Here is a 13150-nt window from a genome sequence, read left to right as displayed (position 1 = left end):
CATCGGCATGACGAAGCGCTTCGGCAGCTTCGCGGCCCTCGACGACGTCTCGATGCGCATCGAGGCCGGCGGCTTCCATGCGCTGCTCGGCGAGAACGGGGCGGGAAAATCCACCCTGGTGAAATGCATCATGGGCTTCTACGCGCCGACCTCGGGCAGCGTGCTCGTCGACGGCCGCGAGGCGGTGATCACCAACCCGAAGGGCGCTCAAAACAACGGCCTCGGCATGGTCTACCAGCACTTCACGCTGGTGCCCTCGCTCACCGGTGCGGAGAACCTCGTCATCTCGCGGGCCGAGGTGCCGATGGTGATCGACTGGGGGACCGAGCGCGACGCGCTCTCGACCTTCATGGCCGGCATGCCGTTCCGGCTGAACCTCGACCGGCCGGTCGCGGAACTGGCGGCGGGCGAGAAGCAGAAGCTCGAGATCGTCAAGCAGCTCTACCTCAAGGCTCGGTTCCTGATCCTCGACGAACCGACCTCGGTGCTGACTCCGGCCGAGGCCGAGGAGGTGCTCGGGCTCCTGCGCGCCATGACGGATCGCGGCGACCTCACCGTCCTGATGATCAGCCACAAGTTCCGCGAGGTCGAGGCTTTTGCCAGGACCCTCAGCGTCCTGCGCCGGGGGCGGCTCGCAGGCGGCGGCGCGGTCGGCGAGCTCTCGCGCGACGACATGGCGGCGATGATGATGGGCGCGAAAGCCATCCGCACGGTGGCCGAGCGCAATGGCGTGCCCGACCTCTCGCGCGACGTCCTGCGCGTCGAGGGCCTGCGGGCGACCGACGTCTCGGGTCTTCGCCACATCGAAGTGGCGAATCTGACGGTTCATGCCAACGAGATCGTCGGCGTCGCCGGGGTCTCGGGCAACGGCCAGAAGGAACTCGCCGACGTGCTCGGCGGCCAGATCCGCGCCCGGGGCGGCCGCGTCGTGGTGAAAGGCAAAGCCTATGCCGGCACCCGCGCCGAGAGCCGGGCGCACCGGGTCCGCTTCATCCCCGAGGAGCCGCTTCGCAATGCCTGCGCGCCGCGGATGTCGGTCGCCGAGAACCTCGCCTTCCGCGCCTTCGACCGGCGCGGCGAGAACGAGGGCCGGGCGCCGACCCTGTGGCTCGACAAAGGCGGCATGGCAAAGCGCGGCCGCGATCTCATCGCCCGCTTCAAGGTCAAGACCGCCTCGGCCGCGGCGCCGATCGCCACCTTGTCCGGCGGCAACGTCCAGCGCGCGGTGCTGGCGCGTGAGCTCACCGATCCGGTCGACCTCCTGATCGTCGCCAATCCCTGTTTCGGGCTCGATTTCTCCGCGGTCTCGGAGATCCGCGCCCGGATCGTGGCGGCCCGCAACTCAGGCGCGGCAGTGCTCTTGATCAGCGAGGACCTCGACGAGATCCTGGAACTCGCCGACCGCATCGTCGTCATGTCGGACGGCCGCATCGTCCATGAGACGCCCGCCGCGCAGGCCGATGTCGGAATCATCGGCCGCCACATGGCGGGGCATCATTGAACGCGTCATTACGTTCCTAAGGCTCCAGCCCCTCGGCCTTTCGCTGGGCCGCGCGACGGCGCTCGACATGACCGACGGAGAAGATCGAGGCCTCGTAGAGCAGCAGCATCGGCAGGGCGAGGGAGAGCTGCGAGATCACGTCGGGCGGGGTCAGGATCGCTGCGGCGACGAAGACCAGCACGATCGCATAGCGCCGCTTCTCGCGCAGGAAGGCCGTGTCGATGATGCCGATCTGGCCCAGCAGTGTCAGGATGACCGGCAGCTGGAAGGCGAGGCCGAAAGCGAAGATCAGCGTCATGATCAGCGACAGGTACTCGTCGACCTTCGGCAGCAGCGAGATGGTCGCCTCGCCCGGCTCGCCGATCTGCTGCAGGCTCACCGAGAACTGGATGAGCAGCGGCATCGCGAGGAAGAACACCACCAGCGCGCCGAGGAAGAAGAAGATCGGCGTGGCGACGAGATAAGGCAGGAAGGCCTTGCGCTCGTTGCGATAGAGGCCCGGCGCGACGAAGGCGTAGATCTGCGTCGCGATCACCGGGAAGGCCAGAAAGCCGGCACCGAAAACGCTGAGCTTGATGTTGGTGAAGACCTGCTCGAGAAAATGCGTCGCGATCAGCTTGGCATTGGCCGCCCCGACGACGGTGACGTAGGGATAGACCAGGATGTTGTAGATGTGCTTCGAGAAGAAGAAGCATCCGAAGAACATCACGATGAAGGCGGCAAGCGACTTGATCAGCCGTGAGCGCAGCTCGATCAGGTGCTCGATGAGCGGCGCGCGCGAGGCTTCGATATCGGCCTCGTCGGTGGGGGTGCTCATCGTCACGCGCCTGGAGTGGTGGAGCGGGGCTCGGCGGCCGGTTCGCGGGATGGAGGCTCCTGCACGCCGAAAACCGGAGGCGATGGAGGCGTGATCTCGTCGTCCGGCGGAGGACTTGGCGGCGGGGCGGCCTTCACCTCCGCCTCGGCGAGCTGCTCCGCCACGTTCGCTAGGGGCTGCGTGCTGGACTGGGCGGAAGAGCGGCCGTCCACCGCGTCCTTGATCTCGTTGCGGATGGTCTCGACCGGGTCGAAGACCGGCCCCATCGTTCCCGTCGATTGCTTGATGCCGTCGACTTCGCGGCGGACCTCATCGAGCTCGGCCTCGCGCACGGCTTCCTTGAACTGATACTGGAACTCGCCGGCCATGCGCCGCATCTTGCCCGTGACCTGGCCGACGGTGCGCAACGCCTTGGGCAGGTCCTTCGGGCCGATCACGATCAAAGCGATGCCGCCGATGAGCATCACTTCGCCCCAACTCATGTCAAACATGGCGTCGTTCGTCCCGTGGGCCCTTTTCGCGGTCCGGCCGTGCCGGTCCCGCCCGCAGCCCTATGCTCCCGCTCGCCGGCGCCGTCTACCGCCAAACAAAGCGGGGGACCTCAGCCGACCTTGCGGTCGGCGGCGACGGTGTTGGCGGTGGCCGGCTCGCCCTGGTGCGGCAGCGTGCGGACCGGATCGGTGGCGCTGACGGGCGGGGCAGCCTGCGGCGGCTGAGCCGCGGGAGCCTCGTCCTCGGCCATGCCCTTCTTGAAGGCCTTGATGCCCTTGGCGACGTCGCCCATCAGGTCCGAGATCTTGCCGCGGCCGAACAGCAGCATCACGATGCCGGCGACGATGATCCAGTGCCAGATACTCATGCTGCCCATGGCAACCTCCTGCGCCTCGGGATCTTTCCCGGATGCGGCGCTTCATGCGGACGGATTGAACCGAACCTAAGGATCGCATCGCGCGAACACAAGAAGTCGCCGCCGTCGCAGTCACGATCCTGTGGGATGATGTCATCAGGCCGCTTGATGAAGGGCCGCCGCGAAGGTGGCGCGGGCCTCGGCGAGATCGAAATCCGCCGCCGGCTTGAGCAGGGCGAGCGCGGCCTCGGCCCGGCGCAATGACGCGTCGAGGAGTTCCGGCGTGCCCTCGACGACGCCGATCATCTCGGCGATCTCGCCGTTGCAGTGGAGCGCCACGTCGATGCCGGCCGCGAAAGCGGCCTCCGTCCGCTCACGGAACGAGCCGCTGAGCGCGTGCATCGAGAGGTCGTCGGTCATCAGGAGCCCGTCGAAGCCGATGGCACCTCGGACGACATCCGCGATGACACGGGAGGATTGGGTCGCCGGACGCGCAGGATCGATGGCCGCGTAGACGACGTGGGCGCTCATCGCCATCGGCAGGTCGGAAAGCGCCCGGAACGGCGCGAAATCCTGGGCCGCCAGGGCGGCGAGCCCCGACTCGACCACCGGAAGGCCCTTGTGGCTGTCGCAGCCTGCCCGGCCGTGACCCGGGATATGCTTCATCACCGGAAGCACGCCCCCGGCCATCAGGCCCTCGGCCACGGCACGGCCGATCCGGGCGACGGTCTCGGCGCGATCACCATAGGCCCTGTCGCCGATGACGTCGTGGGCACCGGCCACGGGCACGTCGAGGACGGGAGCGCAATCGACGTTGATGCCGACATCGGAGAGGTCATGCGCCATCAGCCGCGCACCGAGCCGGGCGACGGCTTCCGCCGAGCCGTCGAGCCGGCCGAAGACGCGGCCCGGCGGATAGGCCGGCCAATGCGGCGGTCCCATCCGCTGCACGCGGCCGCCCTCCTGGTCGACGAGGACCGGCGCGTCGGCGCGGCCGACGATGTCGCGCAGGGCTCGCGTCAAGGCGCGGACCTCCTGCGGCGTGCCGATGTTGCGCTTGAACAGGATGAAGCCCCAGGGCTGCACATCCTTGAAGAACGCGACCTCCTCCGCCGACAGGGTCCGGCCGGCACAGCCGAGGATGAGGGCGCGGGTGGTCATGAGGCTCGAGGCTCGCGTCGGAGTGGCAAGGCGGTCGGCATGGTCTTCAGAACGGATATCCGCCCATCCCATGGAGGCCGCAACAGCGATCTCCGGCTTGGATGTCGGGCCACGCCGCGGCGTGACCTGGAAGGCTCAGGTCACCGCCGCCTCGCTGACGGCGGATCAGGTCCGTCTCAGTTCTTGGCCACGAAGCACTGGCCGCCCGCGCCCTGGAGCTGGCTGCACAGGCTGGTCGCCTCGTCCTTGCCGAGGGGCCCGACGCGGACGCGGAAGATCGTCTTACCGTTGACCTCGGCCTGGCGGATCAGCGCCGCCTGACCGTTGAGCTGGCCGTACTTGCCCTGCATCTGCTTGAACGCCGCCTGCGCCTCGGCCTGGCTGGCACGTACGCCGAGCTGCACCGAATAGCCGCCGACGGGACCGGACGTGACGGCCGGAGCCTGTGGCGGCTCCTCCGCCGGAAGTGCCGCGACCTTCTGAGGCGGCTTCGGCTTGGCCGCCGGGGGCGTCACCGGCGCCGGAGGAGCAACCGCAGCGGCGGCGACGCGATTCTCAGCCACGGCATCGGCAGCAGGCGTGGTGATCGGCGGGGGAACCTTGGCGGCGCGGGGCCGGAGCGACGCGGTGGTGGCGGTGCCGTCGTTGCCGGCGCCGGGCATCACCATGTTGGGAATCACCGAGGGCGGAGCGGCGTCGGCCGCGTCGGCGGAAGCCTCGCGCTGCGGCGGCACCGGCGTGTCGGGTTTCACCGAGACGGTGCGGACCCGGCGCGGCTCACCGAGGGACTCGTTGAGCGTGCCTTGAGACGCGCTCTGGGGCGTGCTCGGCGTCGCCGTCGTCCCGCCATCGGTCGGCTTGGGGGCCGCGCGGGCAGCCTGGGACACGTCGAGCGGCTGCTCCTCGCGGTTGACGATGCGGATCTGACCTTCCTTCGGATTGCGGTCGTAGATCTGTTTGTTCTGGTCGGGGATCTCGACGCCGTCTGCGGTCTTGGGTGCGATCTTGAGCGGGGCCTGATCGGCCATGATGGTGGGAACGCCGCCCGCACTCGAACCGCTTTGGAGGCCGCGCCAGGTCAGGGCGCCGGTGACGCACAGGACGAGGACGCCGAGGCCGGCTCCGACCGAGACCAGGCGGCTGCGCTGACGCGGCTTCTCGATGCCAGGATTACGATAGGCGGTGGCGTCATCCGCGAAATCGGGCTCGACATGGCCGTCGCGCCCTACACCCTGTGCGTCGTAACGGCCCTGTTCGACGGAAGCGAGATACTGGTTGAAGGCATCGGCGGGAGACGTCTCCGTCGCCGGATCGTAGGACGCCTCGTAGGACTGCGTCTGCGACGGCTGGTGGCCGCTCTCGCTGCCTGAGCGGGGTCGATCGTGGTGGACGTCCCGGTAGGTTTCATGTCCGTGGTCCCGGCGATCGTCCTGGACGGAGGCTCCGTCGCCGAAGGTCGGCTCGATGCGTGCGCCGGCCGGCGAGCCCGCATTGGCGGTCCGCGCATCCCGCGCCTGCAGCAGAGCGCGGAAGGGATCGTCCTGTCCGACGATCCGGGCAAGCTCGGCCAGCGGATCCGCTTTCTGCTGAGCCGGCTTCGAGACCGGCTGCTGCAGGTCGCGTTCAAACGCATCGAAGTCGACAGTCGCCCGCGAAGCGTTCGGCGTCATGGCAGCATTCCTCTACACGCGGCGATCCTCACCGCATCTCGTTCGGCGCGGTGACGCCCAAGACCGCGAGACCCGATGCGAGAACACCCCGCAAAGCCTCGACGAGGGCCAATCGCGCCCGAGTCGAGTTTCGGTCGGTTAGATTAACGAACCGTAATTGCGGCAAGTCTTTGCCCTTGTTCCAGAAACCATGCAGGGAACTGGCGAGGTCGTAGAGATAGAACGCCACACGGTGGGGCTCGTGCGCCGCGGCCGCCGCCTCGACGACCCGCGGGTACTGGGCGATCAGCCGCATGATCTCGATCTCGCCTGGATCGCCGAGGAGCGAGAGGTCGGAATCCCGCAGAAGCGCCGCGGATGAGAAATCCTCGTCCGGCATCGCTTCCCTGGCCTGCCGGAACACCGAGGCGCAGCGGGCATGGGCGTATTGCACGTAGAAGACCGGGTTGTCCTTCGATTGCTCGACCACCTTGGCGAGGTCGAAATCGAGCGTCGCGTCGTTCTTGCGGTAGAGCATCATGAAGCGGATGGCGTCGCGGCCGACCTCGTCGACGACCTCGGCGAGGGTGATGAACTCCCCTGCCCGCTTCGACATCTTCACGGGCTCGCCCGCGCGCAGGAGCCGCACGAGCTGGCAGAGCTTGACGTCGAGGCTGGCCTCTCCGCCGCTCACCGCCTTCACGGCCGCCTGCATACGCTTGACGTAGCCGCCATGGTCGGCGCCGAGCACGTCGATGAGGTCGGTCGCCCCGCGCCGCCACTTGTCGCGATGGTAGGCGATGTCGGAGGCGAAGTAGGTGTAGGAGCCGTCCGACTTGAGCAGCGGCCGGTCGACGTCGTCGCCGAACTCCACCGTGCGGAACAGGGTCTGCTCGCGATCCTCCCAATCCTCCGGCGGCTGGCCCTTCGGCGGCGGCAGCCGGCCCTCGTAGACGAGGCCCTTCTCCCGAAGCTCGGCGAGCAACTCGGCGACCGCATCCTTCAGCGTCGCCTCGGAGAAGAACACGTCGTGGTGGATGCCGAGCCGGGCAAGGTCGCCCCGGATGAGGTCCATCATCGCGCCGATCGCCGCCTCTCGGACCACAGGCAGCCATTCGGCCTCGGGCCGGTCGAGGAGGTCGGCGCCGTGCGTCCGGGCGAGGGCCTGCCCGACCGGCACGAGGTAGTCGCCCGGATAGAGCCCTTCCGGCACCGGCCCGACCGACTCGCCGAGCGCCTCGCGGTAGCGCAGATGAGCGGACCTGGCGAGCACGTCGACCTGCGCGCCGGCATCGTTGATGTAGTATTCGCGCGTCACGTCGCGGCCGGCGAAGACGAGGAGGTTGGCGAGCGCATCGCCGAACACCGCGCCGCGGCCATGGCCGACATGCATCGGCCCGGTCGGATTGGCCGAGACATACTCGATATTGACCGGCCCGCCCGCCATCGCGGCGCGGCCGTAGCCCTCGCGATCCGACAGGGCGGAGCGCAGGACATCCTGGAAGATGCCGGGCGCGAGGCGCAGGTTGATGAAGCCCGGCCCCGCGACGCTGGCCTCGACGATCCGGGGATCGGCGCGCAGCTCCGCCGCCAGGGCTTCTCCCAGCGCCTTCGGGTTCGCCTTGGCCTCCTTGGCGAGCACGAGGGCGGCATTGGTGGCGAGGTCGCCGTGGCTCGGGTCCCGCGGCGGCTCGACGACGACGCGGGAGAGATCGAGACCCTCCGGCAGGTGGCCGGATCGGGAGAGCGCCTGCAACGCCTCGCGGACGCGCGCCTCGAAGGTGGCGAAGATGTTCATGGAATGGAGCCGGGGCATGCAACGCGACGGCCGCGCCGTCATCTCAAGTGCGCGGCATAGCAAGGGCCGGCGGGGGTGTCACGGGAGACGCGGAACGCTGGAGGCATGCTCCTATCTGGCGGAAGGGGCGCTGTGAGCGTATAAGGCTGCATGGAGTTTGGTTGGGATCCGGCCAAGTCCGAGAAAGTGCGATCCGCGCGTGGCTTCGGGCTCGGCACCGCAGCCAGGATCTTTCTCGGGCGCGTGGTGACCTGGCAGGATACCCGCCGCGACTACGGCGAGATCCGAATGATGGCCGTTGGTGAGTACGAGGGGCGTTTCTACACCGTCGTCTACACCGATCGAGGCGACGTCCGTTGGATCATCACCGCTTGGCTTTCGAACCGCAAGGAACGCGCGCGATGGTAAGGATGACCCTGGCAGAGCTCGCTTCCCAGCCCGCCGACGTGGATCACGCCAAGCTCGACGCCACCACGGAGGACGACATCCGGCGCCACATGATCGAGGACGGCTACGATCCGGACGATCCGTCCTACATGGAAGGCGCCGTCGTCGTTCGTCCCCCGCAGATGATCCGCGAGCGCCTCGGCATGACGCAGGTCGAGTTCGCCAAGCTGATCGACGCGCCGCTGGCGACCCTCAAGAATTGGGAGCAGGGGCGCACGGCGGTGCCGCCCTATGTCAGGGTGTTGCTCAACATCATCGATCGCGAGCCGGAGGCGGCCCTTCGCGCCCTCGGGCTCTCACGTCCGCTCGCTGCGTGAGTGGACCGCGCGTCCTTCCGTTGAATCCCGCTCAGGCGGCGAGACGGGCACTCGAACGGCTCGCCGAGCAGGGCTTCGTCGAGACCGCGCGCAACACCCGCGGCGATTCCGTCTACCTCAAGACGGAAGGCTGCGACCTCGCCCTGCGCGTCTCCAACCACGCCCGCACGCCCAAGCAGCGGCGCAATCATCCCGACGCGGTGACGAGCCTCGTCCTGCGTGAGCCGAAGAGCCCTGCCCAGGTCGACGACCTCGTGGCAGCGGCCCTGCGCAACTTCACCGCCGAGCGCGTCCGGCGCGGTGCGTGAGGCTGCCGCGTTTCGGACTCATCGGTCCCCCATCCTGATGGCGACATGCGGGGATAAAGGACGATGACGGCGATCGAGATCGCGGGCGGCGCCTGCGGCCGGGGCGGCGGAACCTACGAGGACGGGCTCTTCACGATGCCCGACGGGACCACGCGCGGCGTCGAGACCGTGCTGAGCCTCGACCTGCCGGAGGCGACTGCGGCTTCCTCACACTGGACCGGCGACCTCCTTCGCGGTCTCCAAGGGGCGCTCGCCAGCGCGCGCACCCTTCCGCGCCCCGTGAGCGTGGCCGCCTCCGCCGTGGGTTTCGGACTCGGCGCATTCGAAGCGAAGCCGCCCACCGTCCTCCTCCGCGTGAGCTTCGCGGACGGGGCCGATGCCGAGATCGAGGCCGCAGCCGATCTGGCGACGCTGCTCGCACGGGACCTCGCCTTCGCCCGCGCCCTTCTCGCCCGTCAGGCGCTGCATGCCCCGCCGCCGGTCTTCGGCGGCGATGACGACGCGGATCGCGCCATGACGGCGATGTTCGAGTACGAGAAGCGCAACGGGCGCCTGCGCCGCAAGGCGCGCAAGGACCCGGTCGAATCCTGATCAGTTCTCGATCAAACTGCCGCGATCAGGCTCACATGGGCTGCGACCACCTTCCAGCCTTCCGGAAAGCGCACCCAGGTCTGGCTCTGGCGCCCGAGCTTGCCGGGGGCGCCCTCGCGCCGGAACAGGGTCATGGCCGTCGCCATGTCGCTGCCATAGGTGGTGATGACCGTCTCGAAGATCGTCCGCGCCAGCCCCTGCGGCGCCCGCGCCCGGCGGAAGGCGCGGATCGCGTCCATGCCATAGAGGTTCTCTCCGATCCCGTAGCGGATCGTGCGGGGGTCGTCGCGAAACAGGTCTTCGAGCACCGGCACGTCGTTCGCATTGAGCGCGACCTCGTAGGCCGCGAAGGCCGCCTCGACCTCGGCCTTCACCCCAGGATCGTCGATCACCATCGTGCTCACAACTCCGCCGACGGCGCGCTGACGACGCCTTCGCGTTCAAGATAGCGCGCCACGCGCAGGGCCACAGCCTCGTTCCAGGGGGCGGCGATGACCTGGACCCCCAGCGGCAGGCCGGCATCGACCCGCACCGGCACCGCCACCACCGGCAGGCCGATGAAGGAGATCGGCTGCGTGAACACGCCGATATTCGCCCGTACCGGCAGGGTCACGCCGTCGAGGACGAAATGCGTCTGGCCGGATTTCGGCGCCCGGCACGGCGTCGACGGCGCCAGGATCACGTCGACGTCCCGGAAAAGTTCGGCCACCGCATCCCGGTACCAGCGGCGAAAACGCTGCGCCCGCTCGATCCAGGGTGCCGGGATCATGGCGCCCGCAAGGAGGCGGTCACGTACGGCCGGATCGAAATCGTGGGAGCGCGTCCGCAGGCGGTCGAGGTGCAGGGCGGCGCCCTCGGCCGCGGTGATGAGATAGGCGGCCGAACGGGCGCGTGCGGCCTCCGGGATCTCGACGCGCCGGTCGCAACCGAGAGCGTTTGCGAGGATCTCCACCGCGGCGAAGGCCTCGGGGTCGCCGCCGGTGGCGAAATAGCCACCCGCCATCGCGATGCGAAGGTCGCCGAGTCCGTTCTCGAGGTTCAGAAGTGAAGGCTCGGGCGGCCTTGTGGTTGCCGCCGCATCCTCCGGGTCGGGACCCTGCATGGCGTCGTAGGCGAGCGCGAGGTCTGTGATGCTGCGCGCCATGGGCCCGAGATGATCAAAGCTTCCGACGAAGGGAAAGCTGCCGGCCCGCGTCAGCCGCCCATAGGTGGGCTTGAGCCCGAAGCAGCCGCAGAAGGCGGAAGGCACCCGGATCGACCCGTTGGTGTCGGAGCCGAGCGCGATCGGAACGAGACCGGCGCCGACGGCGCCGCCCGAGCCGCCGGACGAGCCCCCCGACATGTGGCCGAGATCGTGCGGGTTGCGGGTGGCGCCGTCATGGACGTTCTCGCCGGTGAAGTCGTAGGCGTATTCGCCCATGTTGAGACCGCCGACGAGGATGGCGCCGGCATCCTCCATCCTGCGCAGGACCGCGCCGTCGCGAGAGGCGGGTGCCCGCTCACGGTTGATCTTCGACCCGGCGCGGGTCGGAAGGCCCTCGATGTCGATCAGGTTCTTGACCGCGAAGGGGGCTCCGGCGAGCGGCCCCAGGGCGTCGCCGCGCTTGCGGGCCGCGTCCACATCCGCGGCCCTGGCAAGGGCGCGCTCGGCGACCACGTCGGTGAAGGCGTTCACGCTGCCGTCGACACGCTCGATGCGGGAGAGGGTGGCGGTGATGACCTCGGTCGCGCTCAGGTCCCCGTCCCGCACGGCAGCGGCGATGGCATGGCCGTCCATCAGGCTCGGATCAGGCATCGGCTCAGGCCTCGAACACGGGTGCCGGCTCCGCCTCGTCCGGCAGCGGGAAGGCGGCAACGCGGGCTGCTGCTGCGGTGAGCACGGCGAGGTTGTCGCTGACGCTCGCCGTCCAGGACGCATCGATCGTCAGATCGAGGAGCTTGGCCGCGGCAGCGATGTAGGCGGCGCGATCGCCGGTGGTCGGCGGGTTCGGTGGCTCTGCCATGGGACACTCTCGAAACGTGGGGTGCTGCCCTTGCGAGAACGATGCCGCGGCAGCGCAGCGCTACTCGGCCGGTACGGTGGCAGCGTGCGGCAGCGAAGGGGCGACCTCGCCGGAACGGGAGGCCGCGTAGAGGAGGCCCGACACCATCAGGTAGGCGACGGCAAGCGAAGGCGAGACCGCAAAACCCACCGCCGGCCCGTGCATGAAGCCGAAAAAGGTCATGACCCCGCCGGCAGCCGCGAAAGCCGCCGCCTTCGCGAACTGGCGCTCGATGATGAAGACCGCGATGGCGCCGAGGATCAGGCCGCCGAGGATGGCGCCCTCTCCGAGGACTTCGAGGCCGTGATAGAGAACCCCGACCTGTCCGAGCTTGTCGAACCCCACGGTCGCCGCGTTGGTGCCGGCTGCGCCGAGTGCCCCGTCGATCAGGGTCTTGGCCCAGGCGGCGAGATGCGGCGCGAAGGCCAGCACGATGGCCGGAGCGTGGCTGTGCGGCGTCTCCTGGAACGCCTGCGCCCCGATGAGCATGCCGATGTAGAGCAGGATCGGCGCGATCGCGACGATCGGCACGAGGCTCGACATCAGCGAGATCAGGTTCAGCCAGGCGAGCAGCAGCACGACGACGCCCGTGGCGAGGGAATAGCCGATGCGCCCGCCCATCGCCTTCCAGCCGGGATGGCCGATATAGACCGCGTTGATGAAGGGGTTGCCCATCAGGCAGCCGATGAGACTCACCACTCCGTCGGCGGTGAGCACGCGCGTCGTCGGATACGCATCTCCGGCGACCTCGGCGCTCTCGACGTTGTCCATGGCCTCGACGAGGTCGTAGATCCCGAACGGGATCGCGGTGACGAGGATGATGCCGAGGAAGGCGAATCCACCGAAGACGTGGTCGACGGCCGGCAGCGGCACCGAGAAGCCGATGCCCGAGATCGCCGCGAGAAAGCCCGGGCCGCTGACACCGCCGATATCGAAGCCGACGAGCTTGGCACCCCAGGCGACCACCATGCCGAACAGGATCGCGACGAGGCCGGCCGGCAGGCGGCCGGGATAACGCAGGCCGCCGAACCAGGACAGCAGGATGATGGCGAAGGCGACGACCCCGATGATCGGCGTGGTGATGAGTTCGAGCGCCGGGCGCATGGCGATGAAGGTCACCGAGACGCCCGCCAGCGTCCCAAGCAGCGCTGCGCGGGGCGTGATCCGGCGGATGAACGGGGCGATGAAGCCGCCGATCATCAGGATGAAGCTCTGGATGAAGACCCAAGTCAGGCCCGCCTCCCAGCCCTTGATCGGATCGCCGGTGGTGAGCTTGATCGGCAGCATGATCACGAAGACGACGATGAACATGTGCGGCACGCTGATGCCGGAAGGCAGCGCGCAGACGTCGTCGCGGCCGGTCTCCTTCGCGAGTTTGTAGGCGAGCCAGCCGTAATAGGCAGTGGAGAGAAACAGCATCAGGCCGATCGCCGGCAGGATGCGTCCGAAGGTGATCGCATCGGGCATTCCGAGGACGAATTTGAGGAGGCCCGTCAGCACCAGCAGGTTGACGAGGATGTTGGTGCCGAAGCCGAAGAAGGCGTTCCAGTCGCCCGAAACCCAGAGGGCGGGCTTGAAGGCCCCGCCGCCGCCCATGTTGGTCCTCGCCACCATGATCCTGCCCCCCGCTACCGCCCTGCCGATCGTGTTTCGCGCGTGAACTCCCGACGCT

At 68.7% G+C, this 13150-nt stretch carries 15 protein-coding genes; 5 read left to right on the top strand and 10 right to left on the bottom strand.

Annotated features, from left to right (window positions below):
- The first annotated feature begins 7 nt into the window (after nucleotides 1-7).
- On the top strand, nucleotides 8-1501 hold the full coding sequence (locus tag K2Y56_RS05800) for an ABC transporter ATP-binding protein (protein ID WP_292506327.1): 1494 nt from the start codon (nucleotides 8-10) through the stop codon (nucleotides 1499-1501).
- Nucleotides 1502-1517: 16 nt separating this feature from the next.
- Here the strand turns inward: K2Y56_RS05800 and tatC are convergent, their stop codons facing one another.
- From tatC to argS, 6 genes are all read right to left on the bottom strand, one after another.
- Entirely contained in the window at nucleotides 1518-2318 is an 801-nt protein-coding gene (gene tatC, locus K2Y56_RS05795; RefSeq protein ID WP_292506022.1) for a twin-arginine translocase subunit TatC, read from the bottom strand.
- A 2-nt stretch (nucleotides 2319-2320) separates the two neighbouring features.
- Entirely contained in the window at nucleotides 2321-2809 is a 489-nt protein-coding gene (tatB, locus tag K2Y56_RS05790; protein ID WP_292506020.1) for a Sec-independent protein translocase protein TatB, read from the bottom strand.
- A gap of 110 nt (nucleotides 2810-2919) precedes the next feature.
- On the bottom strand, nucleotides 2920-3186 hold the full coding sequence (locus K2Y56_RS05785; RefSeq protein WP_292506018.1) for a twin-arginine translocase TatA/TatE family subunit: 267 nt from the start codon (nucleotides 3184-3186) through the stop codon (nucleotides 2920-2922).
- A 135-nt stretch (nucleotides 3187-3321) separates the two neighbouring features.
- The gene (gene nagZ, locus K2Y56_RS05780; RefSeq protein WP_292506016.1) at nucleotides 3322-4326 is read right to left on the bottom strand and encodes a beta-N-acetylhexosaminidase; all 1005 of its coding nucleotides are present in this window, start codon (nucleotides 4324-4326) and stop codon (nucleotides 3322-3324) included.
- Nucleotides 4327-4502: 176 nt separating this feature from the next.
- Nucleotides 4503-5996, bottom strand: coding sequence for an SPOR domain-containing protein (locus K2Y56_RS05775; RefSeq protein WP_292506014.1), 1494 nt, complete (start codon nucleotides 5994-5996; stop codon nucleotides 4503-4505).
- Nucleotides 5997-6024: 28 nt separating this feature from the next.
- Complete coding sequence (gene argS / locus K2Y56_RS05770) at nucleotides 6025-7773, bottom strand: arginine--tRNA ligase (RefSeq protein WP_292506012.1); 1749 nt, start codon at nucleotides 7771-7773, stop codon at nucleotides 6025-6027.
- 150 nt (nucleotides 7774-7923) lie between these two features.
- Here argS and K2Y56_RS05765 point away from each other — a divergent pair, with 150 nt between their 5' ends.
- The 4 genes from K2Y56_RS05765 (at nucleotide 7924) to K2Y56_RS05750 (ending at nucleotide 9436) form a co-directional block, all read left to right on the top strand.
- On the top strand, nucleotides 7924-8181 hold the full coding sequence (locus K2Y56_RS05765; RefSeq protein ID WP_292506010.1) for a BrnT family toxin: 258 nt from the start codon (nucleotides 7924-7926) through the stop codon (nucleotides 8179-8181).
- A 2-nt stretch (nucleotides 8182-8183) separates the two neighbouring features.
- The gene (locus tag K2Y56_RS05760) at nucleotides 8184-8537 is read left to right on the top strand and encodes a helix-turn-helix domain-containing protein (protein ID WP_292506009.1); all 354 of its coding nucleotides are present in this window, start codon (nucleotides 8184-8186) and stop codon (nucleotides 8535-8537) included.
- Nucleotides 8534-8845, top strand: coding sequence for a hypothetical protein (locus K2Y56_RS05755; protein WP_292506007.1), 312 nt, complete (start codon nucleotides 8534-8536; stop codon nucleotides 8843-8845). The genes K2Y56_RS05760 and K2Y56_RS05755 overlap by 4 nt, the downstream gene beginning before the upstream one ends.
- A gap of 63 nt (nucleotides 8846-8908) precedes the next feature.
- Nucleotides 8909-9436 carry a hypothetical protein gene (locus tag K2Y56_RS05750; RefSeq protein ID WP_292506005.1) on the top strand — a complete coding sequence of 176 codons (528 nt, stop codon included), beginning with the start codon at nucleotides 8909-8911 and terminating at the stop codon, nucleotides 9434-9436.
- An 11-nt stretch (nucleotides 9437-9447) separates the two neighbouring features.
- On the opposite strand, the gene hpxZ is transcribed toward K2Y56_RS05750, so the two are convergent.
- The 4 genes from hpxZ to K2Y56_RS05730 are packed head-to-tail and all read right to left on the bottom strand — an operon-like array spanning nucleotide 9448 to nucleotide 13092.
- Complete coding sequence (gene hpxZ / locus K2Y56_RS05745) at nucleotides 9448-9831, bottom strand: oxalurate catabolism protein HpxZ (protein WP_292506003.1); 384 nt, start codon at nucleotides 9829-9831, stop codon at nucleotides 9448-9450.
- A 5-nt stretch (nucleotides 9832-9836) separates the two neighbouring features.
- On the bottom strand, nucleotides 9837-11231 hold the full coding sequence (locus K2Y56_RS05740) for an AtzE family amidohydrolase (RefSeq protein WP_292506001.1): 1395 nt from the start codon (nucleotides 11229-11231) through the stop codon (nucleotides 9837-9839).
- Between the two features lie 4 nt (nucleotides 11232-11235).
- Nucleotides 11236-11439, bottom strand: coding sequence for an AtzG-like protein (locus K2Y56_RS05735; protein ID WP_292505999.1), 204 nt, complete (start codon nucleotides 11437-11439; stop codon nucleotides 11236-11238).
- Nucleotides 11440-11499: 60 nt separating this feature from the next.
- Nucleotides 11500-13092, bottom strand: coding sequence for a regulator (locus K2Y56_RS05730; RefSeq protein WP_292505997.1), 1593 nt, complete (start codon nucleotides 13090-13092; stop codon nucleotides 11500-11502).
- Nucleotides 13093-13150 lie beyond the last annotated feature (58 nt).

This window comes from Methylobacterium sp., assembly GCF_019745455.1.
GTDB lineage: Bacteria > Pseudomonadota > Alphaproteobacteria > Rhizobiales > Beijerinckiaceae > Methylobacterium.
Note: the sequence above shows the minus strand (reverse complement) of the source record. Positions and strands in the feature narration are given on the sequence as shown.

Coding starts and splice junctions, on each gene's coding strand:
- K2Y56_RS05800 (WP_292506327.1), top strand. CDS start 8: ATGACGAAGCGCTTCGGCAGCTTCGCGGCCCTCGACGACGTCTCGATG.
- tatC (WP_292506022.1), bottom strand. CDS start 2,318: ATGAGCACCCCCACCGACGAGGCCGATATCGAAGCCTCGCGCGCGCCG.
- tatB (WP_292506020.1), bottom strand. CDS start 2,809: ATGTTTGACATGAGTTGGGGCGAAGTGATGCTCATCGGCGGCATCGCT.
- K2Y56_RS05785 (WP_292506018.1), bottom strand. CDS start 3,186: ATGGGCAGCATGAGTATCTGGCACTGGATCATCGTCGCCGGCATCGTG.
- nagZ (WP_292506016.1), bottom strand. CDS start 4,326: ATGACCACCCGCGCCCTCATCCTCGGCTGTGCCGGCCGGACCCTGTCG.
- K2Y56_RS05775 (WP_292506014.1), bottom strand. CDS start 5,996: ATGACGCCGAACGCTTCGCGGGCGACTGTCGACTTCGATGCGTTTGAA.
- argS (WP_292506012.1), bottom strand. CDS start 7,773: ATGAACATCTTCGCCACCTTCGAGGCGCGCGTCCGCGAGGCGTTGCAG.
- K2Y56_RS05765 (WP_292506010.1), top strand. CDS start 7,924: ATGGAGTTTGGTTGGGATCCGGCCAAGTCCGAGAAAGTGCGATCCGCG.
- K2Y56_RS05760 (WP_292506009.1), top strand. CDS start 8,184: ATGACCCTGGCAGAGCTCGCTTCCCAGCCCGCCGACGTGGATCACGCC.
- K2Y56_RS05750 (WP_292506005.1), top strand. CDS start 8,909: ATGACGGCGATCGAGATCGCGGGCGGCGCCTGCGGCCGGGGCGGCGGA.
- hpxZ (WP_292506003.1), bottom strand. CDS start 9,831: ATGGTGATCGACGATCCTGGGGTGAAGGCCGAGGTCGAGGCGGCCTTC.
- K2Y56_RS05740 (WP_292506001.1), bottom strand. CDS start 11,231: ATGCCTGATCCGAGCCTGATGGACGGCCATGCCATCGCCGCTGCCGTG.
- K2Y56_RS05735 (WP_292505999.1), bottom strand. CDS start 11,439: ATGGCAGAGCCACCGAACCCGCCGACCACCGGCGATCGCGCCGCCTAC.
- K2Y56_RS05730 (WP_292505997.1), bottom strand. CDS start 13,092: ATGGTGGCGAGGACCAACATGGGCGGCGGCGGGGCCTTCAAGCCCGCC.